General features: G+C 26.2%; 24 protein-coding genes. 15 read left to right on the top strand and 9 right to left on the bottom strand.

Annotation, left to right across the window (positions count from 1 at the left end; translation table 4 throughout):
• Positions 1-108: 108 nt before the first annotated feature.
• Positions 109-597: a hypothetical protein gene (locus ACXYRQ_RS03670; RefSeq protein ID WP_458597758.1), complete on the top strand. Its 489-nt coding sequence runs from the start codon at positions 109-111 to the stop codon at positions 595-597.
• Positions 598-844: 247 nt separating this feature from the next.
• Here ACXYRQ_RS03670 and ACXYRQ_RS03675 read toward each other — a convergent pair whose 3' ends face one another.
• Both ACXYRQ_RS03675 and ACXYRQ_RS03680 read right to left on the bottom strand, forming a co-directional pair.
• Complete coding sequence (locus ACXYRQ_RS03675) at positions 845-1,279, bottom strand: hypothetical protein (RefSeq protein ID WP_458597760.1); 435 nt, start codon at positions 1,277-1,279, stop codon at positions 845-847.
• Positions 1,255-1,932, bottom strand: a complete 678-nt coding sequence (locus ACXYRQ_RS03680; protein WP_458614848.1) for a Fic family protein — start codon at positions 1,930-1,932, stop codon at positions 1,255-1,257. The genes ACXYRQ_RS03675 and ACXYRQ_RS03680 overlap by 25 nt, the downstream gene beginning before the upstream one ends.
• A 140-nt stretch (positions 1,933-2,072) precedes the next feature.
• Between ACXYRQ_RS03680 and ACXYRQ_RS03685 the strand changes: the two genes are divergently transcribed.
• Positions 2,073-2,435 carry a hypothetical protein gene (locus ACXYRQ_RS03685; protein ID WP_458597764.1) on the top strand — a complete coding sequence of 121 codons (363 nt, stop codon included), beginning with the start codon at positions 2,073-2,075 and terminating at the stop codon, positions 2,433-2,435.
• A gap of 151 nt (positions 2,436-2,586) precedes the next feature.
• On the opposite strand, the gene ACXYRQ_RS03690 is transcribed toward ACXYRQ_RS03685, so the two are convergent.
• On the bottom strand, positions 2,587-3,321 hold the full coding sequence (locus tag ACXYRQ_RS03690) for an MAG0110 family membrane protein (protein ID WP_458597766.1): 735 nt from the start codon (positions 3,319-3,321) through the stop codon (positions 2,587-2,589).
• 8 nt (positions 3,322-3,329) lie between these two features.
• Entirely contained in the window at positions 3,330-3,863 is a 534-nt protein-coding gene (locus ACXYRQ_RS03695; RefSeq protein WP_458614849.1) for a hypothetical protein, read from the bottom strand.
• A gap of 44 nt (positions 3,864-3,907) precedes the next feature.
• Here ACXYRQ_RS03695 and ACXYRQ_RS03700 point away from each other — a divergent pair, with 44 nt between their 5' ends.
• On the top strand, positions 3,908-4,513 hold the full coding sequence (locus tag ACXYRQ_RS03700) for a ribonuclease HII (protein ID WP_458607528.1): 606 nt from the start codon (positions 3,908-3,910) through the stop codon (positions 4,511-4,513).
• Here the strand turns inward: ACXYRQ_RS03700 and ftsH are convergent.
• From ftsH to ACXYRQ_RS03720, 4 genes are read right to left on the bottom strand one after another with little or no spacing between them, the layout of a single operon-like run.
• Positions 4,510-6,498 (bottom strand): ATP-dependent zinc metalloprotease FtsH, encoded by a 1,989-nt coding sequence (gene ftsH / locus ACXYRQ_RS03705; RefSeq protein ID WP_458614850.1) that lies wholly within the window; start codon positions 6,496-6,498, stop codon positions 4,510-4,512. The genes ACXYRQ_RS03700 and ftsH overlap by 4 nt on opposite strands.
• 36 nt (positions 6,499-6,534) lie before the next feature.
• On the bottom strand, positions 6,535-7,389 hold the full coding sequence (tilS, locus tag ACXYRQ_RS03710; protein ID WP_458614851.1) for a tRNA lysidine(34) synthetase TilS: 855 nt from the start codon (positions 7,387-7,389) through the stop codon (positions 6,535-6,537).
• 7 nt (positions 7,390-7,396) lie between these two features.
• Positions 7,397-7,957: an aminoacyl-tRNA hydrolase gene (pth, locus tag ACXYRQ_RS03715; RefSeq protein WP_458614852.1), complete on the bottom strand. Its 561-nt coding sequence runs from the start codon at positions 7,955-7,957 to the stop codon at positions 7,397-7,399.
• Between the two features lies 1 nt (position 7,958).
• Positions 7,959-10,355, bottom strand: coding sequence for an ATP-dependent DNA helicase (locus ACXYRQ_RS03720; protein ID WP_458614853.1), 2,397 nt, complete (start codon positions 10,353-10,355; stop codon positions 7,959-7,961).
• Between the two features lie 251 nt (positions 10,356-10,606).
• Between ACXYRQ_RS03720 and ACXYRQ_RS03725 the strand changes: the two genes are divergently transcribed.
• The 12 genes from ACXYRQ_RS03725 to ACXYRQ_RS03780 all read left to right on the top strand — a co-directional run bounded on the left by ACXYRQ_RS03725 (position 10,607) and on the right by ACXYRQ_RS03780 (position 21,193).
• Positions 10,607-12,022, top strand: coding sequence for a helix-turn-helix domain-containing protein (locus ACXYRQ_RS03725; protein WP_458597779.1), 1,416 nt, complete (start codon positions 10,607-10,609; stop codon positions 12,020-12,022).
• 135 nt (positions 12,023-12,157) lie between these two features.
• Positions 12,158-13,276 carry a DNA polymerase III subunit beta gene (locus ACXYRQ_RS03730; RefSeq protein WP_458597781.1) on the top strand — a complete coding sequence of 373 codons (1,119 nt, stop codon included), beginning with the start codon at positions 12,158-12,160 and terminating at the stop codon, positions 13,274-13,276.
• A 1-nt stretch (position 13,277) separates the two neighbouring features.
• Positions 13,278-13,499 (top strand): RNA-binding S4 domain-containing protein, encoded by a 222-nt coding sequence (locus ACXYRQ_RS03735; RefSeq protein WP_435129510.1) that lies wholly within the window; start codon positions 13,278-13,280, stop codon positions 13,497-13,499.
• A gap of 155 nt (positions 13,500-13,654) precedes the next feature.
• Positions 13,655-14,803 carry a type 2 glycerol-3-phosphate oxidase gene (gene glpO / locus ACXYRQ_RS03740; protein WP_458614854.1) on the top strand — a complete coding sequence of 383 codons (1,149 nt, stop codon included), beginning with the start codon at positions 13,655-13,657 and terminating at the stop codon, positions 14,801-14,803.
• Between the two features lie 9 nt (positions 14,804-14,812).
• Positions 14,813-15,064: a hypothetical protein gene (locus ACXYRQ_RS03745; RefSeq protein ID WP_458614856.1), complete on the top strand. Its 252-nt coding sequence runs from the start codon at positions 14,813-14,815 to the stop codon at positions 15,062-15,064.
• On the top strand, positions 15,055-16,203 hold the full coding sequence (locus ACXYRQ_RS03750; RefSeq protein WP_458597789.1) for an MFS transporter: 1,149 nt from the start codon (positions 15,055-15,057) through the stop codon (positions 16,201-16,203). Before ACXYRQ_RS03745 ends, ACXYRQ_RS03750 begins: the two co-directional genes overlap by 10 nt.
• Positions 16,196-16,924, top strand: a complete 729-nt coding sequence (locus tag ACXYRQ_RS03755; RefSeq protein WP_458614857.1) for a glycerophosphodiester phosphodiesterase family protein — start codon at positions 16,196-16,198, stop codon at positions 16,922-16,924. The genes ACXYRQ_RS03750 and ACXYRQ_RS03755 overlap by 8 nt, the downstream gene beginning before the upstream one ends.
• A gap of 10 nt (positions 16,925-16,934) precedes the next feature.
• Entirely contained in the window at positions 16,935-18,452 is a 1,518-nt protein-coding gene (glpK, locus tag ACXYRQ_RS03760) for a glycerol kinase GlpK (protein ID WP_458613970.1), read from the top strand.
• A gap of 7 nt (positions 18,453-18,459) precedes the next feature.
• Entirely contained in the window at positions 18,460-19,218 is a 759-nt protein-coding gene (locus ACXYRQ_RS03765) for an MIP/aquaporin family protein (RefSeq protein ID WP_458613969.1), read from the top strand.
• Between the two features lie 9 nt (positions 19,219-19,227).
• Positions 19,228-20,211 carry a dihydroxyacetone kinase subunit DhaK gene (gene dhaK / locus ACXYRQ_RS03770; RefSeq protein ID WP_458597797.1) on the top strand — a complete coding sequence of 328 codons (984 nt, stop codon included), beginning with the start codon at positions 19,228-19,230 and terminating at the stop codon, positions 20,209-20,211.
• Positions 20,202-20,813 (top strand): dihydroxyacetone kinase subunit DhaL, encoded by a 612-nt coding sequence (gene dhaL, locus ACXYRQ_RS03775; protein ID WP_458614858.1) that lies wholly within the window; start codon positions 20,202-20,204, stop codon positions 20,811-20,813. Before dhaK ends, dhaL begins: the two co-directional genes overlap by 10 nt.
• Positions 20,813-21,193, top strand: coding sequence for a PTS-dependent dihydroxyacetone kinase phosphotransferase subunit DhaM (locus ACXYRQ_RS03780; protein WP_458597801.1), 381 nt, complete (start codon positions 20,813-20,815; stop codon positions 21,191-21,193). Before dhaL ends, ACXYRQ_RS03780 begins: the two co-directional genes overlap by 1 nt.
• A gap of 26 nt (positions 21,194-21,219) precedes the next feature.
• Here ACXYRQ_RS03780 and ACXYRQ_RS03785 read toward each other — a convergent pair whose 3' ends face one another.
• Positions 21,220-26,988 (bottom strand): coiled-coil domain-containing protein, encoded by a 5,769-nt coding sequence (locus ACXYRQ_RS03785; RefSeq protein WP_458614859.1) that lies wholly within the window; start codon positions 26,986-26,988, stop codon positions 21,220-21,222.

Genomic DNA, 26,988 nt, shown 5'->3' on the forward strand with positions numbered 1-26,988 from the left:
TAATAAAACAAAAAGATTAACAGAATTAATTGTTAATCTTTTTGTCCTACTTTAAATTTCTTTGTTTTTTTTTTTTTTTTTTGTATTCTAAATAAAGAAAGGATTATAATGCTTAAAGCTTTGCAAAAACTCAATTTATCTGCTGCTATTTTGTCAGTTATTACTATAACTTTATGAATATTAACAACTATTTTATATCCTATCAAACAAGTTATTGATAGTAGAACATACAATGCATTATTCATAAATATGTTTAATGTTATTCCCACTTATGCTTCTATAACTGTAATAAATGTAGTTATTTATTTAGTAATATTCATCTTAATTATAATAATTTTTATATTATCATTTAGTCAGGAAGCTTCTGAAATCGGAAATATAAAAGTTATGATATTTGTTAACCTTGGATTAATAATTTTTTCACAATTTTTTGCTTGAATCCCAATGATTTCTTTATCAGCTATGTTTATTCATATTGCTATTACAGTAATGTTATTTATATCATCAATAGAATTAGAAGATATAATTAAGCAACAGACATTCAAAAAGACAACAACAAAGATGCATTTCAAAAAGTTTTGGCATAGTAGAAATTAATTTTGCTCAATTTTAGTATTTATGCATTTTTGCTTTAATATAATCAAAACAAAGTATTTCTTGATAAATTGCTTTGTTTTGATTATATTTAATATTTATACACAAGATATTAGATATTTGGTTTAGTTATAATATAAATGACTATCCTAGAATAATATTAAGTTTGAAAAAATACATATAATACAAACAATTAAAGTCTATATAGAATAGTAAAAGACCAAATAAAACAACACAAAATTGTGTTGTTTTATTTGGTTAAAAAATTAAAGTCATAATACTCATACTTATAAAAAGAATCAAATTCTTTTTTGTTAGAGAAATTCTTATTAAAATTAAGTTGGTATAATGGTGATTTATAGTTATTTAAACATATTTGATTATATAAAATAAAACTCTTATAATTACTCAATTTATAATTTTGGACTTTTTTATATAAATCAAAATGATTTTTATAAATTATTCTAATGTTATTTATATTTAAAAGTTTTACTGATTCTTTATACATCTTCACCCATTTTAAAATTAAATTAACATTCATTTTAAAGTCGGGTTTAGTATATATCATTTCTTCCTTTAAAAGTTCAGAAACAAACCGATAATTATAATTATTTTTATCTTTTACTTCATAAAAATATATATATTTAACTACTAAATCTTCTATAATATCTTGTCTTTTAAACATATATTACCTTTAGTTTTTAAAACAAGTCGTTTTAGCGGTTTAATATCACCTCTAATATCATACTCACTTAATGCTTGATAATATTCTTGTTTATAATCTGGATCTATATATAAAATATCCAAATTATGTTGAAGTTGCATCAAGAATAATATTGCTCTTCCTGTCCTTCCGTTTCCATCACTAAAAGGATGTATTTTTTCAAAATTACAATGATATTCTAAAATATTTTCTAATTTTTCGGTTGTTGTTTTTATTATATTTTCAAATTTAGCATTTAAGTTTTGTAATTTATATTCTACAACCGAATAATCACAAAGTCTAACATACGAACCACTAATTGCAACATTATGTCTTCTAAATAATCCTTTATTTTCTATAATATTATTCATTATAATACTATGAATTAGTTTTATTGTTTCGTTATCTATTTTTAAATTATTATAATTATCCAAAATATATAAAATTACTTCTTTAAAATTTAGTAACTCATACACTTCTCTTAGTTTTTTAGTACTGTATTCATTAAAATTTATTTGTTTTTGTGATAATAATTCCTTTGTTTGTTGATATGTAAATGTATTATTCTCTATCGCACAAGAACTATGAGTTAATTTTAAAGCAAGTATTTCGATTTCTTTTTTGTTTTTTTTCATCTTTATTTAATTATATATAAAAATATTTAATAATAAAGCAGTAAAGTAGGACGTCGGGGTGGTGCTCCCGAGCGTCATTCTTTAATATTTTGCTTCAGTTTTTTTTTTTTTTGTATTATTAAGTTATAAAGAAAGGAAAAATGAAAAAAATATCTAAAACTTATAATTTATCATTAACATCTACGATATTAAGTTATGTTATCATCTTATTTATAACACTTGTTTTTGTCTTTTACTTAGCAATGATATTTGGCGGTTTTCCATATGTATATATTGTGTTTTTGGTTTTTGTTATTCTATCTATATTAACTTATATACCAGTGCTTGTTTTAAATACAATAATATTTGGTTACCAAATTAATAACAAAGAAAAACAAGATATAACTTATTATTCTATATCTATATTTGTTCTTACTTTACTTGTTCCGGTTTTATTTGGTTTATTTATTATCCCTGTAGCAATATTAAATACTATGTTATCTACTAAGATTAATAAAAACTAACAATTTAAGTGAGAAATCAAAACCATTTGAACAAAAAGCAATATAAAACATCACAATGTGATGAACCAAAATGCAATCTAAAAAGCTACACTATAAAAATTAAGTTATTGTGTAGCTTTTTAGATTGCATTTTGGAAATAAGTATAACCACTTATTTTTTACTTGCTCCCATTATTAACATTAATAATTGTAATAATATCGATGCTGCATTAACAAATAATCTTATACCAACACTTAATGCATATTTAAATTGAAAATTAGAATCTGTATAGACCACATAATTTAATTCTTTACGTACTTGATATATATCAGCTGCTGTCATCGCTGCAATCAATACAATAGCAACTGCTGAATAATATCAAGTAATACCAAAAACAAATATTGATATAAAAAACATTACAATTAAAGCAATTGATAATACACCTATGAAAGCATATAAGAATTTTATTTTAATTACTTCAAAATAACCTATTAATCCAAAAACTCCAATAATTAAAATTGGTAATAAACTTATTCCTAGAAATCTAACTGTATCTAATTTATAAACTTGTAAAAAGAAAAATAAAATTCCCGTAAATATTAGTATCCAAGTCCCTAACTGAAACAAATAATAAAAATAAATAAATTTACTTTTAATTTTATATAAAAAACCTGATACAAGCGATAAAACAAACAATGCTGCTAAACCTACTCATAACATTATAAGTGCTATTTGGGGGTTATTATTTCTTCTTAAAAAATATTGAATCACTAACGAAATTGTTATAACAAAAGCAAAAGAAAAACCTAATACTGCTAATGAAATTCCTCATAATTTTGCCTTCTTTTTTCTTTCAATATTTATATCTATTTCGATTCCTGATGCATTTAAATTTATATCATTCATATTACTCCTTACCTCTCTTCTTCATTAATATTTTCAGCTGTTAATTTTAATTCATATGGACATGTTAATAATTTTTGATCCTTGCTAAATTGCACATATTGTGATTGTTGTGGGTTATATCTACGATTATATTCACTTCCGTCTAAAAATTTCACTTTTAACAGCGGAACATTTAGAATATCACGTTCTTCTTTGGGTTTGGATAGAATAACCACAGGATATAGTTCTAACTCATAACCTGTTAATATATTTTTCTTTATCATCTTTATTTCTTCTTCTCAAAAGAAATTAAGAATATTTTGATAATTATGTTTTAATATATCATCCTTTTCTTGATCAGTTAATTTTTGATATTCTACAATATCTTTATTAAATAAATCATTAAAGTATTTATAAAACTCTTCTTCTTTAAACAAGTCCTTTTGTACTTTTTTATACTCACTTAAAAATAAATCGAATAATCTTAAGTCTTCAGAAAAACCAAAAATATAATGAGATGTTCGACCACATTTGTTACATTTTGCAGTTACATATGATGCCATTTTTTCTCCTTTTGTAATTATATAATAAATTATAAAATATTGTTATGTTAAACTTTGAAATAGAACATCTTGGTGAATATGATTATATTGCTGGTTGCGATGAAGTCGGTCGAGGTTGTATCGCCGGACCTTTAGTTGTTGCTTGTGTGATGCTTCCAAAAAATTATCTTAATAAAGATATAAAAGATTCTAAACAAATTGCACCAAACAAAAGAATTCAACTATCTAATCTTATTAAAGATATTGCTATAGAATATAAAATAAAATTTTATGATGTTTTTGATATAAATAACTCAAATCCAAAAGCAATATCAAAACTCGGAATGAAACAATGTATTGAATCATTTAAAAAAACACCCCAGATAACGATTACAGATTATGAAAAAATTGATCTTGATATTAGACAAATAAACTTGGTTAAAGGTGATAATAAAGCTCTCTGTGTCGCTGCTGCATCCATACTAGCAAAAGTTGCAAGAGATAAATATATGATGAATTTACATAAAATACATCCTGAGTATCATTTTGATAAAAACAAAGGATATCCTACTAAAGAACATTTGCAAGCCTTGAAATTATTTGGTATATTAAAAGATTATCACCGAATTAAATATAAACCTGTTCTAAATTTAATACAAAAAAAGAACTAATCTTGTTCTTTTTCTTGCTCTGTTGAGAAGATTAAATCATCAACACTTTGATCACTTGAATCACTTTCTGATGAATTATTATGTTCAGGTGGTAATTCAAGATGTTCAGCTATATAAGATATTTCTTCAGCAATAATTGTTTCCTTTTGAAGCAATAATGTTTTGATTAATTCTAATAATTTTGTATTTTCTGAAATTGTTTGATATGCACGACGTTGTGCTTCTAAAATAATCTTTCTTATTTCTAAATCAATTTCATGACTTACTTGGTTAGATAAAGATGAATTTGTAGCAAGGGTTTTTCCTAAAAACGGACTTCCATTTTCTTCATGATATTTTATCGGACCTAAATCACTCATTCCAAATTCTGTTACCATACGACGAGCAATGTTTGTCGCTTTATCTATATCATCAGAAGCACCTGTTGAAATATTATCTTTTCCATAAATAAATTCTTCTGCTGCTCTACCACCCATAAATGAAGCAATAGATGCTAAAAGTTCTTCTTTAGTATAATTATATTTTTCATTTTCAGGCATCATTAAATTATAACCACCTGCTTGCCCACGTGGGATAATGGTAATTTTTTGAACCTTATTACCTCCTGGAATTCTTATCCCTACAACAGCATGTCCTGCTTCGTGATAGGCAACTGCTGTAAGTTCTTCTTTAGTAATTGTTCTTGATTTTTTAGCAGGTCCTGCCATAACACGATCAATTGCTTCATCTATAATTTCTAAAGTTATTAAATCTGATTTTTCTCTTATAGATAACAAGACTGCCTCATTAACAACATTTTCCAATTGAGCACCCGAAAATCCCGGAGTTCTTCTTGCGATGTTTGAAAACAATACATTTGATGCAAATCTCTTTCCTTTTGCATGAAGTTTTAGAATTTCTTCTCTTTCTTTTATATCAGGTAATCCAACTGTTATAACACGGTCAAAACGACCAGGTCTAGTTAAAGCAGGATCCAGAACATCAGTTCTGTTTGTTGCAGCAACAAATAAAAGTCCTGAGTTTTCTTTTATCCCATCCATTTCAACAAGTAATTGGTTTAATGTTTGCTCTCTTTCATCGTGGCCACCACCTATACCTGATCCACGTGTTCTACCGATTGCATCTAATTCATCTATAAATATAATTGCTGGTGCGTTTTTTCTTGCTTCTGCTATAACTTGTCTTACCCTTTTTGCACCCATACCAACAAATAACTCAACAAAATTAGAAGCAGAAACAAAGAAGAACGGAACATTTGCCTCACCTGCTGTAGCTTTTGCTAATAAAGTTTTTCCGGTTCCGGGAGGTCCACCTAATAATATGCCATGTGGCATTCTCGCACCAGAATCTTGATATTTTTTGGGATTTTTTAGATAATCAACTATTTCAGAAATTTCTTCTATTGGTTCTTTGTTTCCTGCTATATCACTAAATTTTTTATCAGATTTGATTATTTGAGCCGGATTTTTTTCTCCAAATGCTCCACCTTGACCTGACATCATTTTTGCTTGAGCTCGATATACAAAATATATTATTCCAATCAATAACAATGTTGGAATCAAACTAATAAATAAATTTAAAGCAACATTTGGTTTTGGTGCCTGCACTCCCTCTATCCCTTGTGATGTGTCACCAAAAAATGCATCTGATAATTTAATATTAGAGTTTATATCTTTTAAAATTGATTCAAATAAGTTATAACTTCCATAGATAACATAATTACTTTGTATAATAGAACCATCAACCACTTTTTGATTAAAAGTTGCAGATATTGTATTAGAAAAACTATCAACTCTCATTTGTGTAAAATAAGTTGAGTGGTTTTTATCAGAAGCAGCTGCAACTACTTTTTGAGCTAATTGAGTTAAACTAATTGTTTCTTCTTTAGAAGCTAAAAAACTTGTTATTAGAAAATAAAGAATGATTGCGATTATTATAATACTTATAATCGTTCAAAATACTGATTTTCTGTTTTTTGAAAACATTTTTCTCCTTTATATTAAATTATAAATTGTTTTTCTTTATTCTTTTGCAATTATTTTTCCTTTTTTCTTCCGTAATTTGTTTTTATCATTTAATTTAAATTCACTTGTTCTTTTTTTTGAGAGTATAAATTTTTCAATCGCTTGTATCTTTTTGGATGATAATTCAATATTATCAAAATTTGAATGTATAAATTTATATATTAATTCTTGTTTGTTTAAAAAAAAACGAAATATTTCTTGAGCAAAATTTGATTCTAATCATATTTTATATTCTTTTTCTGTTATTTGGTTATTTTTGTGTATTTTTCTGTTTTTTCAATAAATAGTAATTAATATTAGTATTTTTTGAAATTTGGACAATAATTTATTTTTATTTCTTTGAATATTTCTTAAATATTTATTCTGATTATTTGTATAATCAATATGAAAAGGTATATTATATTTTTTACATTTTTTTAGTATAGTTTCCTTAAAATAACGAAAAAGAAATGGTCTATATATATTCATATTAAATAAATAACTTTTTTTTCGTATCCCTAATAAAGAAAATATTCTATTACTTGCTAATTGCATTTGTGCTGTTTCTAAATAATCATCTAAATTATGTGCAATATAAAGTATATTACGATTATATTTATAATAAATTTCTTTAAAAAAGAAATATCTTTTTTCTCTTGCTCAATCTTGAAAATTCCCTGAGATATAATCACTTTTATTTAAAACTAGTTTTTCTAATTTAATTTTGTTTTTATTACAAAAATCTGTAACTATTTGCTCATCTAAATAACTATCTTCCCTTTGATTATAATTAATATACGCAACAACAACATCTAAATGTTTATACTTATTTAACATATACATGCTATCAGGTCCGCCACTAACGGCTAACAAAATTTTTTTATATTCCATTGTTCTTTTGGTTAAACTTATTCATTACTGTTTTTATATCATTAAACGCATATGAGATTGCTGCTTGTGCTGAAATATTTAAAATAGGTTTTATTATTTCAAATTCTTCTTTTGTGAATTTTCCTAGCACAAAATCTTTTAATTCTCCTTGAAAAGGGGTTTTTATTCCTATACGAAGTCTTTTAAATTCCTGAGTCCCTAATTGGTCAATTATATTTTTAACACCATTATGACTTCCTCCAGAACCACCTATTTTAATAGTTGCTCTTCCTAGTTCATAATCTTTTTCATCGTGAATTACCATTACGTCCTCTGGTGATATTTTAAAAAAACTACACATTGAAGAAACAAAGCTACCTGATAAATTCATAAAGGTTTTTGGTTTTGCAATAATTAAATCATCGATTTTTACAAAATCACCATTAAATTTTGTTTTATTTAATGATATATTCAATTTATTACAAATTTCATCTATTACTAAAAAACCTGCATTATGTCTTGTATATTTATATTCAATCCCTGGGTTTCCTAAACCTACTATTAATTTCATATTAATCCTTCAATAAAATCTGCATATTTGTATATATTTCTTTTTCTTTTGTAAATTGCGGAACTAAAAGTTGTGAATATAAAAATTCAGTTGGAGAAAATATTCATATTTCATTTATTGCACGTGAAACCGCTGTATAAACAAGTTTTCTGTTTAACATATGTTTAAAATTATTATTTATTATAAACATTACTGCTTTTGTTTCACTTCCTTGAAATTTATGAACTGTTATAGCATAAGCTAAATTAATTTCAGCATTAAATTCTTCTTTATTATAAATAATTTTTATATTTTTATTTCCTTGTTTAAAAGTCACTGTTATTTGACTCTTACCATCAATTATCTTTTCATCAGTTATATATCCTATATCACCATTTGAAATATTTTTATCATACTTATTAACTAATTGAATTACTTTATCACCTATTTTATAAATAACTTTATTATCATTAAAATTAGTTGAATGAATAATTCTTCCTTTTGGATTATAAAGTTTTTGTATCAAATTATTTATTTTGTTTATCCCATATAAGCCTTTATACATAGGACACAATATTATAGAATCATTAATACCATATTTATTTAGAATTCCTTTATATATATTAACTATATCTTTTTCGAAGTTTTTATAAATAACAAAATTAACTTTTTCTTTCTTTATCGAATATCCCATTCAATCATTTCAGTTATTTTCAAATGTTAGAATCTTATTAAATATATTTGTTTCAGAAGGTAAATAATCTGTTGATACAACCTTTTCATAGAGTTGTTCATTTATATAATTTCTTTTAAATAACTCTTTTATATATTCTTTTATATTTTTTGTATATCTGATATCTTTATAATTACCAAGAAAATTTATAAAATCAACATATGATTTAATCTCTAACGAATCACTTCTATAAAATTTTTCTAATACTGTTGTTTTTATTTTTTTACTATTTATTAAATCATTTAATATATAACCAGGCCCTATTGCAGGAAGTTGATCCTTATCGCCTAACAATACTATTTTTTCTAAATTTGGACAATTATTAAGTAGTTTATAAAACAAATTTATATTAACCATACTAAACTCATCGATTATTATAACTTTTGCTTTTTCTGCATCTTCGTTTTCTAAAACTTCTTCTTTATCATCTTTTATTTTTAAAAAACTATGAATAGTTCTTGCATAAAAATGTCCTTTAGATGATAAATTTGAAGCCGCTCTACCTGTTGGTGCTAAAATAAAAAAATTAGATTCAATTTTATAATCGTTTTGTTTTAAGGTATTATAAAAATGTTTTATCAAACTACTTTTACCTGTTCCGGGGTTTCCCGAAATAATTGAAACATTATGATTTATAAAAGCAAAGTATGCGTCTCTTTGTTCGTTTGATAAATAATTTAATTTATCTTCAGATTCTTTTTTTAGTATCAAAGGTTCTTTTTTATCTATTTTAACTAATTTATCAACTATAAATTCTTCTTTTTTTTGCATTTCGACACGACAATACATAAAATGATCATTAATTAAATATTTTAATTTTGTAAGTTCTTTTAACCTGTTTTTTACCTTTTCTTGGTAATCTGGTAATTTTTCTAAGGACATCATAGTCAGTGTTTTATCAACAATTTCTTTTGAATTTATATAAGTCGAATTATTGTCTTCTAAATCTATAAATGCTGTATGAATAAAAGCATCTAATCTTTCTTCGCACAACTGATTTCAACCAAGCAAAATCGCAAAACGATCTATGTCATATAAATTGTACGAATCTTCAAGGTAAAGTTTATACGGATTAAGTAATTTATATTTTTTTATAAAATCCTCTAAATCTGTTTGATATTTAATTTTTAGAAAAGTATATAAATTTACTAAATCATTACCATAAAAAAATTCAATATTTTTTCTATATTCTTCTGAATCGACAGATGCGGCATTTAACACTTTTTTTACTGAATCACTATTATGTTTATAATATTTAACAGAATTTTCTATTTGAACATCTGAAAGAACACTTTTTAAAATTTTGCTATTCTTTTCTGGATCTTCTAAATAGTCAAAAAACTTCCTTCCAAATTGTTCAAATATTTTTTTTGCTGTTATTTTTCCTACTTTAGGTATCTTTTCTATATGTTGTTTTAATTCAACATCTATATCAACATACTCAATAACAGGTATATATGATGTAAGTTTTATTCCTTGTCTATTATCTTTGTAATTTGATATTTCATAAGTTATTTCATATTTTTTATATAACTCAGGAACATTTTTTCTTGCATAAATTGCTTTTTTTTGTTTTTTTTCTGTTGATTCAAAAATCATAAAAGCTCATCCTTGACTAAAACCACCAGAAATTATTTTTACAAACTTCCCTGTTTCTTTATAAATTGAATCATTTTTTTCTTTCATATATTATTAAATTATACTTTTTTATTTTATATTTAAATGGTTTTAAAGATTAATTATTAATAGACTTATCAACATAATATATTCGATTTTTTATTAAGTTATTAACAATTTAAAAAAATGTTGTTAATAAGTATTAATATATCTATATTTTAACAGTAAAAGTTGTGAATAACTTTTATATTTGCTTGGTATTTTATCATTATTTTTAATTATTCTTGTAAGTGTATATTATTTACTTTATAATTTAAATTATGAATGATGAAGTTGTTAAAAACATAAACAATTATGAAGATGTTAAACTCGATTCATTGACTGAACAACTTAAAAGTTATTTAAGGAACGAAATAACAGACAATGTTATTTGAAAGTCTTTCTTTTTTAAGATGAAAATCATTGATTTTAGTAGAAACATATTAGTTATATATATACCACTAGAACAAGAGCAATCACTTTTAGGATTAAATGGTTTTTATAAAGAAATTTTTGATAAAGCAATAAAGGAAATATTTGGAACACAAGTTTTTTATAAATTAACAATAAAAAACAAAACAGAATATCAAAAAGAAACAGAAGAAGAACAAAGAAAAATCAATTCTAAAGTTATCACAAAAGAAGAAAAGAAAAAATTATCAAACAACTTTGTTCGAAATCAAACATTTGATAATTATTTAAAAGATGGTTTTAATGAAGAAGTTGTTGAAATTTGTCAAAATTTAATTAACAATCCTTTTGGTTTGAATACTTTATATATTTTTGGTAGTTCTGGTATAGGAAAAACCCACCTTTTACATGCGATAGGAAACGAATTTGTTAAAGCAAGTAAAAAAGGTTATTATATTTCTCCAAACTCTTTCACAAGACAAATTTCTTCTTTATTAATGTCAAATGAATCTTTAAAGATTTCTAACTTAATTAAGTTTTTTACAGAATTAGATTTAGTTGTTTTTGATGATTTTCAACTTTTTGGTGATGGACAAAAAAAACAAACTAAAAATTTCATATACGAAATTATAGATGGAAGAATCCAAAGCAATAAACTTACAGTAGTTGCTGCTGAACTTAATATACATGACTTAGAAAATAAATTTGATGACAGACTTATAACAAGATTGGAATCTGGTTTAATTACTAAAATTAAAAATCCAAACGAAAAAGAAATGTATAACTTATTGGGTTTTGTTCTTAATTTAGAAGGTTTTGATTTTCATATATTAGATGAAAATTCAAAACAATTTATAGTTAAAAATCACTTTAGTTCAATTCGTGCTTTATTGGGTGCAGCTAAACGTGTTTCTTTTTCTCGAAACAAACTTATTAATACAAATTATGTTTATGATGTTATTCAAAAAATTTTCGCTGATGTTGTAAGACAACAAGTAGAAATTAATTCAGAAAGTATTATTAAGGCTGTTGCTAAATATTATCGAATATCTGAAAAAGATATATATGGTTCATCTAGAAAAAAAGAAATAGTTGTTGCAAGACATATAGCTATCATATTAGTGAATAGTTTTCTTTCTCTTTCATCCACAGAAATAGGAAAGATATTCAACAAAGATCACACAACCATATTAAATGCTATTAAAAAAATTAACAATGACGGATATGACAAATCAATTCAAAAAACTATCGAACAACTTTCTCGGGAAATCCGTGGTTTAAAATAAACATTTATACATAAATAAATAAGTTGTGAATAATTCAAAAAGTTAAATTTTTAGGGTTTTTATAGCTAATTTTATACTTTTTAGTTTTTAAAGCACTTATTCACAAGAAATTATATAAATAATAAGGAGAAATTTATGAAATTTACAATATCAAAAAATGTTATTGATAATAATATAGATTTTTTATGTTCTTATAACGATAATAATGATGCTTTTGTTCCGTATCGTGGTATTTATTTTAAAATAGATGCTGATAAACTTGTTTTGATTTCAGCAAAAAATAACTTAGCAGCTAGAATTATAATTAATGTAGATGAAAAAGATTTATCAGTAGATGAAGCAGGAATATTTTTAATTAGTTCAAACATATTAAGAACCATAATTAAAAAAATGGATAATAGAATAACATTTGAAAGTTATGGACAAAATATAAAAATTTATGACAAGACAACTAAATATACATTAACACAATTAAATTCTGATTCATATCCTTTTATCAATTTCGATTTAAAGAAAAATCAATTTACTATAAAATCAAAAATTTTAGAAGAAGCAATTAATAATGTTTCAATATCTACTTCACAAGGAACAAACGAAAGATTAACCGCGCTTTTATATAAATGTATAAATATAAAAAATACTGATATAAATAAACTACGTTTGACAGCAACAGATAGTTTTAGATTATCAAGTTTATTAATAAATATAAACAAAGAAATAAATATAAATGTTATTATTGAGGCAAAAAATTTAAAAAAACTTATTTTCAAAGATATGCCAGAGGAAATTGTAGTGTTTTTTGATGAAGAAAAAATTGGTATATCTGCTGATAACTTAGTTATTTTTACTAATTTAACAAAACTAAATTATCTTGATATAAATAATTTTATAACACCTGTTTTTTCTAAAACATTAAGTATAGAAAAAGAAGAATTTTTAAAATTAATAAATAAGGTTGTTTTTTATAACTCTGATAAAGTACGTAGATTATCATTTTTTATAAATCAAGAAGAATTAAAACTAAGTTTTGAAGTCCCTGAACTTGGTATATCTCAAGCATCAACAAAAAATATTACTTATAATGGAAAACCTTTAGAAATGGATATAGATTTTCAATTTATTAAAGATGCTGTTTCTGTATTACCAAACGGAAAAATATACTTAAAAATAAACGAGACAAATGATCGTATTTTTGTTCTTTCAGATGAAAACAAAAATCATATACAACTAATTACTCCTATAAGAAGGTATTAATATGAATATAAAAATAAAAGGTAAGTTTATCAAACTGGGACAATTTCTTAAAAAAATAGAAGAAATAGACTCAGGTGGACAAGCAAAATTATATTTACAAGAAAATAACATAAAAATAAACGGAAAAACCCCGGAAGGAAGAAGTTCAAAAATATATATAAATGATATTGTTTGAGTAAATAATGATGTATACAAAATAACAAGTATTGATTCAGAAATATAAAATCTAAGAAAAATCTTGGATTTTATTTAAAAAACTCATATTTATGGCAAAAATAAGGAAATAATTTCTTTTAAAAACAAAATAATTCAGTTTTTATTATTAATTAATAAAGATAATAAATAATTTTTCTATAATTAATATTATAGGAGGATATTATGAAATATGACGTTGTTATTATTGGTGGTGGTATTATCGGTGCTTCGATAGCATATGAACTATCACAATATAAATTGAAAACTTTACTTTTAGAAAAAAATCCAGTTTTTGCTGATGAAACATCTAGAGGTAATTCAGGAGCAATCCACGGAGGTTTTGATCCAGAACCAGGTAAAGTAGAAGCAAAATTAAATGTTTTAGGTAATCAATTATGAAGAGAAAAAATATTTAAATATTTAGATTTTCCTAGAGCACAAGTTGATTCGTTAATTTTAGCCTTTAACGAAGAAGAAATGGAACATGTACATATGCTTTATGAACGCGGAATTATAAATAAAGTTCCAGCAGAATTTATGAAAGTTCTTACAAAAGAAGAAGTTCTTAAAAAAGAACCTAATGTAAACCCAGAAGTTCGTGGAGCTCTTTTATGCACAAGTTCATGAGCAATAGATCCTGTTCGAGCAACATATGCGTTTTTAGGTGCAGCAGAAAACAACGGTGTTGAATTAAGAAATAATGCAACAGTTAAGGACATCGAGTTTGATGAAACAGACTTTAAAATTCATATAAATAAAAAAGAAGTAATAACTGCTTCTGTTGTAATTAATGCTGCTGGACACTATGCAGACATTTTAGCCGAAAAAGCAGGTTATGGTGATTTTAAACAAACAACCAGACGTGGTGAGTATAGAATTCTTGCACGTTCTGAAGGTGGTGTGGTTAATTCTATATGCTTTAAAGTTCCTACAATTCACGGAAAAGGCGTTATCGTTGCACCTATGCTAGATGGGCATGTAATGGTTGGACCTACAGCAGAAGAGGGTGTTCCAAAAGATCAAACTCGGGTTGTGACAAAAGAAAAATTTGATTATATCGGTCAAATAGGAACAAAAATTATTCCTTCACTTCGTTTAGATCGTACTATTATGACACTTGCCGGATCGCGTCCAATTGACATAGAAACAAATGATTTTGTTATAAGACCAGCAAAGAAAAATGCAAGATTTATAAATGCAGCAGGAATGCAATCACCAGCTATTGCTTCTGCTCCAGCTATTGCACAAGAAATAGCAAAATTAGTAGAAAAAGCGGGATTGGGATTAGAAAAGAAAGAACATTTCAATCCTAAATACAAAGTTAGATTTTAAAAGGAAGATATGATTAGTAAATTTAAAGGACTTACATACAAACAAATCATTGCTTTAGTTATTTTAGCAGCTTGTGATGTGTTTGTAATTGCAGCTCCATATTATATTAAAAATATAATACCTAATTTACACACATATTTGAATATACGTGAAGATCAAGTTGCTTCCCTTACATCGATAATAGGATGAGTTACCTTAGTTACTCAATTACCGGGGGGGTCCTTGCCAACAAATTCAGTTCAAGATGATTGTTGTTTATAGCAGTATTTTCAACAGGAATAATAACTTTTTGGTTTGGTGGGGTGATTTGAAACTCAAGTACATATTCAAAAGAAAGTGTGTTTATTCAATATTCAATTATATTTGGATTATGAGGTGTTTCATCAACACTAGTATTTTGAACACCTTTATGAAAACTTGTTTCCCAACAAACAACTAAGGAAAATCAAGGTTTAGCATACGGGATACAGGGAACAGCAAACGGTTTAATCGGATTATTATTTGTGTTCTTTATTGGAATTATGATTACTACATACTGAGCACCAAAGGATGTTAGTTCACATATACCATTTTCAACTTATGCATTCTTAATAGCATCATTTTTAGTGGTTACATCAGTGCTTGTATTAGTTTTAGTTCCTGAAAAACCAATGCAAAAGAATAATGATAAACTTTCTTGAGCAAAGGTTAAAAAGAACATTTTAGAGGTTTATAAAGCCTTAAAAAACTGAAAATTATGAGCTTTATCATTATTTGTAATGGGTATGTATACTTTCCAAAGTGTCTTTGCTTACTATTTGTTACAATTGATTCAAAATTCATATTCAGCACCCGTAATACTTGTAACTGTTTTGGGTGGATTAAGAACATATGGACTTAGAACGATTGTATCAACATTTATAGGTCGTTGAGCAGACAAATTCAGAAGTTATATATTATTCTTATTAATTACAACAGGAATAGGTATTATTGTTTTAGGAATTATTATTCTACTGGGATTTGCACCTAAATCAGCCTCTGTTGCTGTGATAGTGATAAGTAGTATTTTATACTTATTAGCAGGAATTTTATCTTGAGCTATGGTTACATTAAGATATACACAAGTTGGTGAAATACATATTGAAAAGAATTCTTATGCTTCATCGATTGGGATTTTATCATTCATTGGATTTTCAACAGATGCTTGATTATATAATGTAACAGCTGCAGTGGGTAAAAGATATACAGAAAATAATTCGACAAATACATCTCAAACAGGATATCAAATTATTCTTGTGATTACACTTGCAATAGCGATTATCGGACTAATTGCAGGTGTTATAGTTCATATCGCTAACAGTAAAGAACTAAAGAAACTCGGAAAAACAAATTATAGATGGAGAACATTAGAAAATGCTTAGTAAACAATTAATTTTAGGACACAGAGGTTATTCGGGTATTGCACCTGAAAACACAAAGTTGTCATTTGAAATGGCATATCAATTTAATTTTGATGGAGTTGAACTTGATGTTCATTTAACAAAAGATAAAGAACTTGTTATCATCCATGATGAAACAACAAATCGAACATCATTGACATCGAAAGAAATTGAATTTACAACATTAGCAGATCTTCGTAAAGATGATCATTCAAAATTCTTTAAATTTAAAACTCAACCACAAACAATTTTAACCTTAGAAGAATTTTTAGATGCATATATAGACAAATTTAAAGTAATTAATGTGGAAATTAAAACCGATCAAAAAGAGTATAAAGGGATTGAAGAAAAATTACATAAATTATCCGAAAAATATGGTGATAAATACTTTGAAAAAATAGTATTTTCATCATTTAATTTCCAAACCTTAAGAAATATGCACAAAATTTCTTCAAAATACCGTTTAGGATTTCTTTTTTGAACACAAACACAATTTAATTCTATTTCTGTTACAGAGATTAAAGAAATTTGCGAATTCTTAAATCCTCGATGGGTTTTATATGATAAAGATAAAGAAAAATATAAAAAAATCAACTTACCTTTGATGTTATGAACATTAAAAGACAAGAAGAAATTTGATGAATATGCTAATGATTCATTGGTTTATGCTCAAATAAGTAACTATAAATTCGAAAAGAAATAATAGAGGTTGTATGACAGATAAATATATTATTACACTTGATTCAGGTACCACATCATGTCGCACATTAGTAGTCGACCATGATGGGAATATAAAAGCAAGTGCTCAAAGTGAATTTACTCAATATTTTCCTAAATCAGGTTGAGTAGAACACGATCCACTTGAAATATGAAATACACAACTTTCAACTATGCAAAGTGCTAAACATGCAGCAAAAATTAAATCTCATGATATTGCAGCATTAGGAATTACAAACCAACGTGAAACAGTGGTTTTATGAGATAAAGAAACAGGATTACCTGTATATAATGCAATTGTTTGACAAGATCGCAGAACAGCTGAATTTTGTGACACCTTAATAAAAGATGGTAAAGAAGAAATGTTTCGTTCTAAAACAGGATTAATTATTAATCCATATTTTTCAGGAACAAAAATTCGTTGAATCTTAAAAAATATTAAAGAAGCTCAAGAAAAACTTGCACAAGGAAAATTGCTTGCAGGAACAATTGATACATGACTAATATGAAAATTAACAAATGGAAAAGTACATGCAACTGATGTATCTAACGCTTCTAGAACATTGTTATTCAACATTCATACACTTGATTGAGATCAAGAAATTTTAGATTTATTAGAAATACCAAAATCAATTCTTCCTAAAGTGAAATCATCATCAGGACACTTTGGGGTGGTAAGTCCACACCATTGATCAAATAAAGCATTAGGGCAAGTTCCTATTACAGGCGTTGCTGGTGACCAACAATCAGCATTATTTGGACAATTATGTACTGAAGTTGGTATGGTTAAAAATACTTATGGTACAGGATGTTTTACACTTGTAAATACCGGTAATGAGGCAGTTGATTCAAAAAACAAACTTCTTACTACTATTGCTTGAAAACTAGGTGATCAAAAAGTTGTTTATGCCCTTGAAGGTTCGGTTTTTGTTGCCGGTGCAGCGATTCAATGACTTCGTGATTCGGTTGGATTGTTATATAACGCAGCAGAATCAGACTTTTTTGCTTCATTAGTAAACGATGATCAAAGAGTTTATGTGGTTCCATCATTTACTGGTTTAGGAGCACCATATTGAGATTCATATTCTCGTGGAGCAATTTTTGGTTTAGAACGTGGAAGCAAACGTGAACATATTATTAAGGCAACCTTAGATTCTATTGCTTATCAATCAAATGATTTGATTTCGGCGATGCAAAAAGATTTAGGTAAACCAATTGTGGCTTTAAAAGTTGATGGAGGTGCATCTAATTCTAACTACTTGATGCAGTTTCAAGCTTCAATTTCAAATTTAAAAGTTGAAAGACCTAAAAATATTGAAACAACTGCCTTAGGTGCTTCATATTTAGCTGGTTTAGCGGTAGGTTACTGGAAAGATTTAGAAGAAATTAAACAAATAAATCAAATTGACCGTGTATTTACACCATCATTTAGTCAAGAAAAGATTAATCACTTGCTTAAAGGTTGACAAACAGCGGTTAAAAAGACATTAAATTGAACTAAAGATATAGAATAGGAGAAATATGGATTATCATTTTTGATTAACGGTATTATCAGAATTTTTAGGTACAATGGTGCTTATTATTTTAGGTAATGGTGTTAATTACTCTGTGTCTGGTAGAAAAATGTTTGCAAATCAACCAGGAAAATGAACAGTAATCATTTTTGGTTGAGGTATAGCAGTTATGGCGGGTGTTTTAGTCTCAAGATCTCTTGGTGGTTTCGGACATTTAAATCCTGCTGTAAGTATTTATGGTGCGATAAGCAATAAAGATGCAACCTTATTGATATATATACCGTTTCAATTATTAGGTGCGATGGTAGGGCAAATAGTTTTAGATTTTATAAATTGAAAACACATTCAAGAAACAGAATTATCCGCTATACGAAGTTCACATTGCACCGGACCAGCATATGATAACAAAAAAGACAAAGCATTAATTTTTAACTTTTCTTATGAATTAGTAGGAACATTAATGTTGGTTGGAGTTATTTTAGCATTTAATCGTGGTGCAGCAGCAAAAGATGTTGCTAGTTTAGGTCCTTTACCTGTAACTTGATTAGTTGTAGGTATCGGTGCTTCTATCGGTGCTTCAACTGGATATGCTATTAATCCGGCACGTGATTTTGGACCAAGAATAATTTATTGATTCTTAGAATCGATAATTCTTAAAAAACGTAAAAGTGAACATATAGGAGCAAACTGAAAATATTCATGATTACCTGTAGTAGCACCATCATTAGCAGGAGCAATAATTGGACTGTTTGCGTTAATTCATTAGAAAGTTATTATGAAGAAAATATTAAATAACCCACAAAACATAGTTGATGAAATGTTAGAGGGTTTTGTAAAAGTTAACAAAAATGTTAAAAGAGTTACTGGATTTAATGTTATTTATAATCCAAACTTTGATAAAAACAAAGTTGCTTTAATTTCTGGGGGTGGTTCAGGACACGAACCAGCACATGCCGGATATGTAGGACAAGGAATGCTTGCAGCAGCGGTTGCTGGTGAAGTATTTACATCACCTACACCTGATCAAGTTGAATCAGCAATCAACCAAATAGACTCACAAGTAGGAACATTACTGATTATCAAAAACTACACAGGTGATAAATTAAACTTTGAAATAACTAAACAACTTGCACAAGCAAATGGAAAAAATGTTGAAAGTGTTTTAGTTGACGATGATGTTGCTGTTGAAAATTCAACTTGAACTATTGGTCGTCGCGGAATTGCTGGAACAGTTTTTGTACATAAAATAGCAGGTGCGGCAGCTGAAAAAGGATTAAATTTATCAGAAGTAAAAAGAATCGCAGAAAAAGTAATTAAAAATGTAAGAACATTCGGGATTTCACTAAATTCAATTTTTATTCCTACCACAGGTAAAGAATCGTTTTCTTTAAAAGAAGATGAAATAGAATTTGGATTAGGGATTCATGGAGAACCTGGAGTAAAAAGAGAAAGAATTAAATCATCAAAAGAAATAGTTAAAGAAATGTTAGATTTAATATTAAATGATTTAGATTATAGCAATTCTGATGTAGCTTTAATGGTAAATGGACTTGGTGGAACACCAGAAATGGAATTATATATTGCTGCTAATGATATTCATAATTATCTACAAACAAAGAATATAAATATTTATAGCAGTCATTTAGGTAATTTTATGACTTCCTTAGAGATGCAAGGATTTTCTATTTCACTACTTAAATTAGATTCTGAACTAAAAGAAATGCTTGATGCACCAACCGAGGTAAGAAATTGGAAGTAAAATATCAGAACTTAGTTGATGCAATGCATCAGATAAATATAGATTTGCAAGATAATCAAGATTATTTATCTTCGCTAGATCAAGCGATAGGTGATGGTGATCATGGATTTAATATGGTGCGGGGTTTTGTTAAAGTTGCTGAAATTAGACCTAATAACCTTGATTTAAGTGGTTATTTAAATCAAGTTGGTAGAACTTTGATGTCAGTTGTTGGAGGTGCTTCTGGACCTTTGTATGGTATGGCATTTTTACAAAGTGGAAATACACTTAGAGGAAGTGAGAAGTTTGACTTTGTTGAATTTAAAACCTTAATTAAAACCTTTGCAGCTTCACTTGAAAAACTTGGACGAGTTATACTAAATGAAAAAACAATGTATGATGTTTGAAAACCACTTGCAAGTTATTTAGAAAATAAAAATAACTTGCAGCAAAAAGAAAAAGATAACTTAATAGAGTTTGTCAAATCACTTTCTGATAAAACTAAAGAAATGCAAGCAAACAAAGGAAGAGCATCATATTTAAAAGAAAGATCGATTGGAACTGTTGATCCAGGATCTTATTCAAGTTATTTAATACTTAAAAACCTAATTAAGGTGCTTTAATGAAATTGTTTATTATTGTTAGTCATTATTTAAAACTTGCACAGACTATTAAAGAATACTTGTTAAAAATGTTGCCTATAAAAAAAGAAAATGTTAAAATAGAAGCAATAGGTGGGATAAATGAAGAATTAGGTACAGATCCTTTTAAAATTTTAGAAGTAATCAAATCTAATCCTGATATAAGTGAAATATTTATCTTCCCTGATTTAGGTTCTGCTGTATTATCAGCTGAATCAATGATACCTATGATAGAGGATAAAAAAGTATTTATCAGTAAGGGAGCAATTGTTGAAAACACATTTGCTGCATATGTTTTAGCCAATGCAGGTGCAGACTTTGAATCTGTTTGTCAAGCAAGTTTAGCACCTTTACAAAAATAAAACCAAGTTTATAAAACTTGGTTTTATTAATTATCAAATGGTTTAAAAAACCAAGGAAGTGGGTACATATTTGGATTTATTGCATTCATTTTCATCATATATGAAGCAAGTGATCTAGTGTTATTTAATATTAATGGATTTTGTCCATCTCAGTTGATCCCAAAATAATTATAAAAGTTTTTGCTATAGGTTCAACTTTGTAAAAATCTTAAAGGAGCACCAGAATTTATAGTAGAAATATAAATATTATCAGCACCCATAACACCTGTACCAGAATTACCGGCATTAAAATATGCAGGTGTATATCCATCTTGTCGGTTAAATCCGACATTTTGATCACTAAAGATAGCGCGATTTAATAAATATCCATTTTCTTTTGCATAAGGATAACCATTCATTACAAACTGAGCCCGAACTGAGGTGAAGAATTCTAGATTTTGCCCATTGGTATTAAGTTTTAATGGAGGTAATTTATATCAGTTTTCAAACCATGCTGCTCGAACGTATAGTCCACTGTTATAGGCTTGTTCGATTACAGGTTTAATATCAACGATAGCAACTGTCATATCAGCAAATGCAGGATTTTGTCCATTTAAATCAAGTTGTTTTAAACCTGTTCAAACTATAGCAGCTTTAATGTTTTTTGGTGTATAAACATCGTTTTGACCAGCATCAACATTGTTTGAATAGTTATCTAAAGCGATATTCATATATCTACCTGCTTCAAAACGATTAGGTAAATTGTTTCCTTGCAGCGAATCTATATTGAATTTATTACCACCTTCAACATGGTTGTTAGTAATAATGTAAAATAAACCACTGTTTGGATCATCATTTACTTTTGCTAGCATTGTAGCAGTTCCGCGAGAATAACCAAACGTTCTAGATTTTGCATTATTAACTAAATCTATATTTACATCATTTTCTTTTCAACTACGATGTAAGAATTCGTTATCTTGCAAATACCCATCATGTAGTTTAAAATCAACATTTTGGTTTGGATTATATCAACTTAAATCGTATGCTTTCGGATCACTTATGAATGTTATCGGTTCGTTTTCTTGGTTGTAATCTAATTTTGTATAATCAAAAATATTTGTTTTTACACCAAAATTTTCTTCAACATTGTTTTCATATTCAATATGTATTGCAGCAGCATTTGATGCAAGCAGAAATGCCTTGTTTGGATCAAATTCATCAAACTTATCACTGTTATAAAATTTCGCATCACCGATTCCGTATAAGTATCTTAATAAGTTACCAACAACTAATTTATACTTTGCATCAGTTAACTCGAAAACAAAATTAATATCACCTGAGTCATTTAATGTAGTGGTCAATGAAAAAGGTATATGAGGAAGTTCTTTTGAAACTTTTTCATAAAAAACATTCGATGTATGTGAATTTATAGTGATGGTTTTTTGGGTTTTTAATTTATCGTAATCTATTTCAAAATCATATCCACCTTTATTTTGGTGATCTCTATCAGAAATTCTTGATTTTCTTTTTGCGTTTTGAACTAAAACATTTCCAAAAAGATGTAAATATATTTTTCGATGGTTTGAATTATTGGATTCAAAAGTTTTAGCAAGATATTTAGATTTTAAAGTTCAATGAGCAGCATTATTTTCCTTGTCAAAAGTTCATAATGCATCTTTATAATATAATTCAATTTCCCTACTTCTAAAAATTGAATTTTTCTTGTATACAGTTGTTAAAGGTTTTTCTTTTGAAATATCTAAATCAACTTTAACTTCATTATTAGAGTTTCCTAATAAATATCATGTTCTACCGAAAATAGTTCTTCCTGGTTTCTCGTATTTTAAGGTTATATAGATATTATCGCCTGCATGAACAAGTTTATCAAGTTTAATATAATCTTTTGCAACCGTATAATCATTGTATGTTAGCGCTCTTGGATTTATGGTAATAAATTGACTAAAATTGCTTGCAGAAAGATTTTTAGCAACAAAGATGCTTGATAAAGTTAAATCGGATTTTTTAATATTATTTAATATAACTTCAGGATATAATTTATCTTTATAATCGTTTTTTAAATTAACCAATGTGATAGAGTGATTAATATGATATCTTTTGTTTGTGTTTGTTTTATCTATAAATCCTAATTTAAATATCATCTTTCCGTATTCAGGATTTTGAACATCGTAGAAATAAATAAAATATTTTTTATTTATTTCATTCAAATTTAAATTATTTGAAACATCTGTTGATAAAGATATATCATCTTGATTGTATTCGTTTTTGTTGACATTTTCTTTTTTGAAATTATCACTTTCATCTTTAAATTCTTCGTTTTTTTCAACAGATACAGCCGTAGTGTTTTTAAAAGTAAGTAAGTAATTAAGCATTATCTGTGCATTTTGTCTCACTATATCAGTTGGATCTAAAACACTGTATTTAACTTCGTTGTGTCCTGTAAATTCAGCAAGGACTTTGCGATATTCAAAGTTTTTACTATTAATTTTATTAATGGTATCTTTATCTTTTTGATCAATTTCGTTATTTTCTCTTCGTGAAGGTGTTGGTTTAAAGTCATCATCAGTAAATTTGTTATTATTTTTAGGTTTTATATCGCGATATTGAATAGGTTTTCAATATTTGATATCTAGCGTTAAATTATCATAATCACTTTGATTTAATTTGATTTCATTACCATTTTCATCCTTAATTGAGAAAGTAATTAAAGCATTATTGGTAAAATGCTTACCAACTGATTCGATAGTGGATGATTTAGCATATATCTGATATTCACCTATTTTAGGAAGTATATAGACATCATTAAATGTATCTTCAGGGTTCCTTTGGATAATTGAATAATTATTATGTGTGTTATTTAGGTTTTTGATTTTTATAAGGTTAAAGAGTTTTGAACCAGATTTATCCTTAAAAATTTCAAAAATCTTATCAAGTGCTTTTTGCTGTTTTTGTGTTAAATTATCAATTCTATCAAAATTTTGTGTTGTAAAACGAAGCGAGATTTCTTTTTTTAATTGTCCTTTTGTAACAATGAAATTAAATATAGCAGATGATTTAGTTGGATCTCCTGGATCGATTTCGAAAAGATGATTATTGGTGGTTTTTAAATCAATCGTAGCATCAGAAGATATATTATAATTAACTCAAGGATTGTTTTCTTTAAACCACATTAAAATAATGTTTTTTATTTGCGTTGCTGAAAGTTTATTTGAATGATCTGCTGCATCATCAAGTAAAGGAAAATTTTTCTCGTTGTTTTTTGTTGTTGGTTCAACAAAAAAATCTTTATTATTAAATTGACTCTTTATTTTTTCATAAAAAGGTTCAATGTTATGTTTTCAAAATCATCATCTAAATAAACCTGCTTTTGTAAAAGCATTGTGGTATTCTTTGTATTGTCCATTGCTTCCTGTTTCGTTGTAATATTTTGTGTTACCTAAATAAATAGGGTTAACATAAAGATTTACAGGTTTATAATAATCGCTTTGTTTGAAAGCATTATTTAAGGAAATAGAAGCATCAAAAGTTTGATTATCTTCAGGTAAAAAATATATTGAGTTTAAACTTGATACATTTAATGTTTTAATTATATGATTATTAAATAGTAGTTCTATATTCAAATTTAATTTATTATTTAAATCAAAGAAAGTAGTTGAATTTTCTTTGATTTTAAATTTAAAGTAGTTGTTAATATATGTTTGTTTGATAGATAAGTTATCTTTAAGAATTTGTAATGTAATATCACTTTTTTTATAAAGACCTAAATTAAAATAATTAATATTATAGATTTCATCGAGATTTTTAATCGACGATTCATTAATAATGTTATTTACATCTTTTTCAGTATTATTAATGCTTAATTCACTTGTTACATCACCGCTTCAGACATTATTTTTAGCAGATGCATGATATGTTAAAATCAAAGTATTTTTATTATCATCTTTTAAATTTATATCAGTTAATTTATAGTTAAATTGATTACTTTTTGGCTCTTGTAACCATAATTTTGTATTTTTAAGATTAAAAGAAAGAGAAGTTAAATAACGATTTAAATCATATTTTGAGAGTCGATCATCAAGTTTTACATTAAGTTGTTTTTGTGCTTGTTTCTGATAATCATTGTTATTTTGATTATCTTTTTTATCTAATAATGAATCGAGTTTTTGCTTTCATAGAGCTAAGTTATTAATAAGTGTTTCCCTTAGATTCAAGATATGATTTAGATCGAATGTTTTAAGTTTTAAATCAGAAGAAAAAAACCTTAAAACAGCAGCAGAAAGTGAATTTAATTGATTTAAATCATCTTGACTGATATTGGATTTATCTAACTGTAATTGAGTGCTATAAGTTATGTTCAACTTGTTAAAAATATCTATAAACGAACTTAATTGATTGGTCTTTTGATTAATATCAGCAGCTATTTTTTGTGTTGATATATATTCATCAAGTTGCTTTTTTAAATCATCTGAAAAATTATTATTATCTTTGATTTTGTTAAACTCAGATAAAGCATTTTGGTAAACTTGATTACCGTTTATATTGTTTAAAAAAGAAGAAATTAAACTTATATATGTATTTAGTTTTTCTAGATAATTGTTATCTGTGACTATATTTTCAATGTTTTTTAATAATTTTGAATTAGAAGCATCATCAAATGAATTTTTTGAAATTTGTTCATCTAATTTAGTTTTATTATCGCTGTTTATATAGTTAATATCATTATCTGTTTTTAATTGATTATATTTATCTAAAAGTATATTTAATTTTTCTTTTTCTTTGTTTAATTTATTTGCTCTACTTAAAAGTGTATTAATTTCATTGGAAATTAATACATTATCAATAGCATTAATAAATTGTGATTTAGTATCGTTTGTTAAAAGATTGAATGAAGTTATTTGATTTTTTGCTTGATTTTTAAGATTGTTTAGTTGAGTATTTGATTTATTTTTGTTTTTTAAACTATCAATTTCAGCATTTATTTGCTCTAAAATACTTTGATATTGTATAGTCAATTTGTTAATATCATCAAACTTTTTTGTTGATATATTTAATGTGTTAAATTGTTCAAAATATTGCTTGAGTTCTGGAACATTTTGATGAGAATTTTTGATATTGGAAATTTCATCAAAAACAAATTTATTTGACTGTAAAATAGTCAAAAAAGAATTAAAACCGTTAATTCCATTTTGTTTTAGTAAAATTTGTAAAAATTTATCATTTGATAAATCATAATATGAAGAAAATTTACTTATTTCTTGTAAAAAAGTGTCATATTTTGCTTTAAATTTTACATAATTATCAATGGTAGAACTAATTTGAGCATCTTCATTAATAATTTTGTCCTTATATTCATCTATGTTTTTTGAATTCACACTTTTCAATTGATTAAGCAACTGGTTAATTGATTCATCTACATTTATATTTGAATTGATTAACGTAAAATATTTGGAAATATTTGCATCTGATAAATATGTTTTTAACTGTGAAACCTTTAAAAAAGCATTTTTTCAGTCCGTTAAATAATTTTTAAAAGATGTTAAAAACTTATTGAAATCTTTTTCTTTTACATCCTTTATAATCTTTCTTAAATCAGGTTTATAAGCGTTTGTTTGTGTTGGTAAACCTTTTCATTCTATAGTTTGTTCTATTTTAATAACAGACTGATTTTGATATTTCTTTTGTGATTCCAATGTTAAATTATTATGAGTTAAACCCACTCCTAAACCTACTGCTGTTGCTAAAACAGCAGAAGATGCTAATGTAGCAGCAGTTATAATTATTTTTGTTTTCTTTTTCAT

Source organism: Mycoplasma sp. 394 (assembly GCF_054353895.1).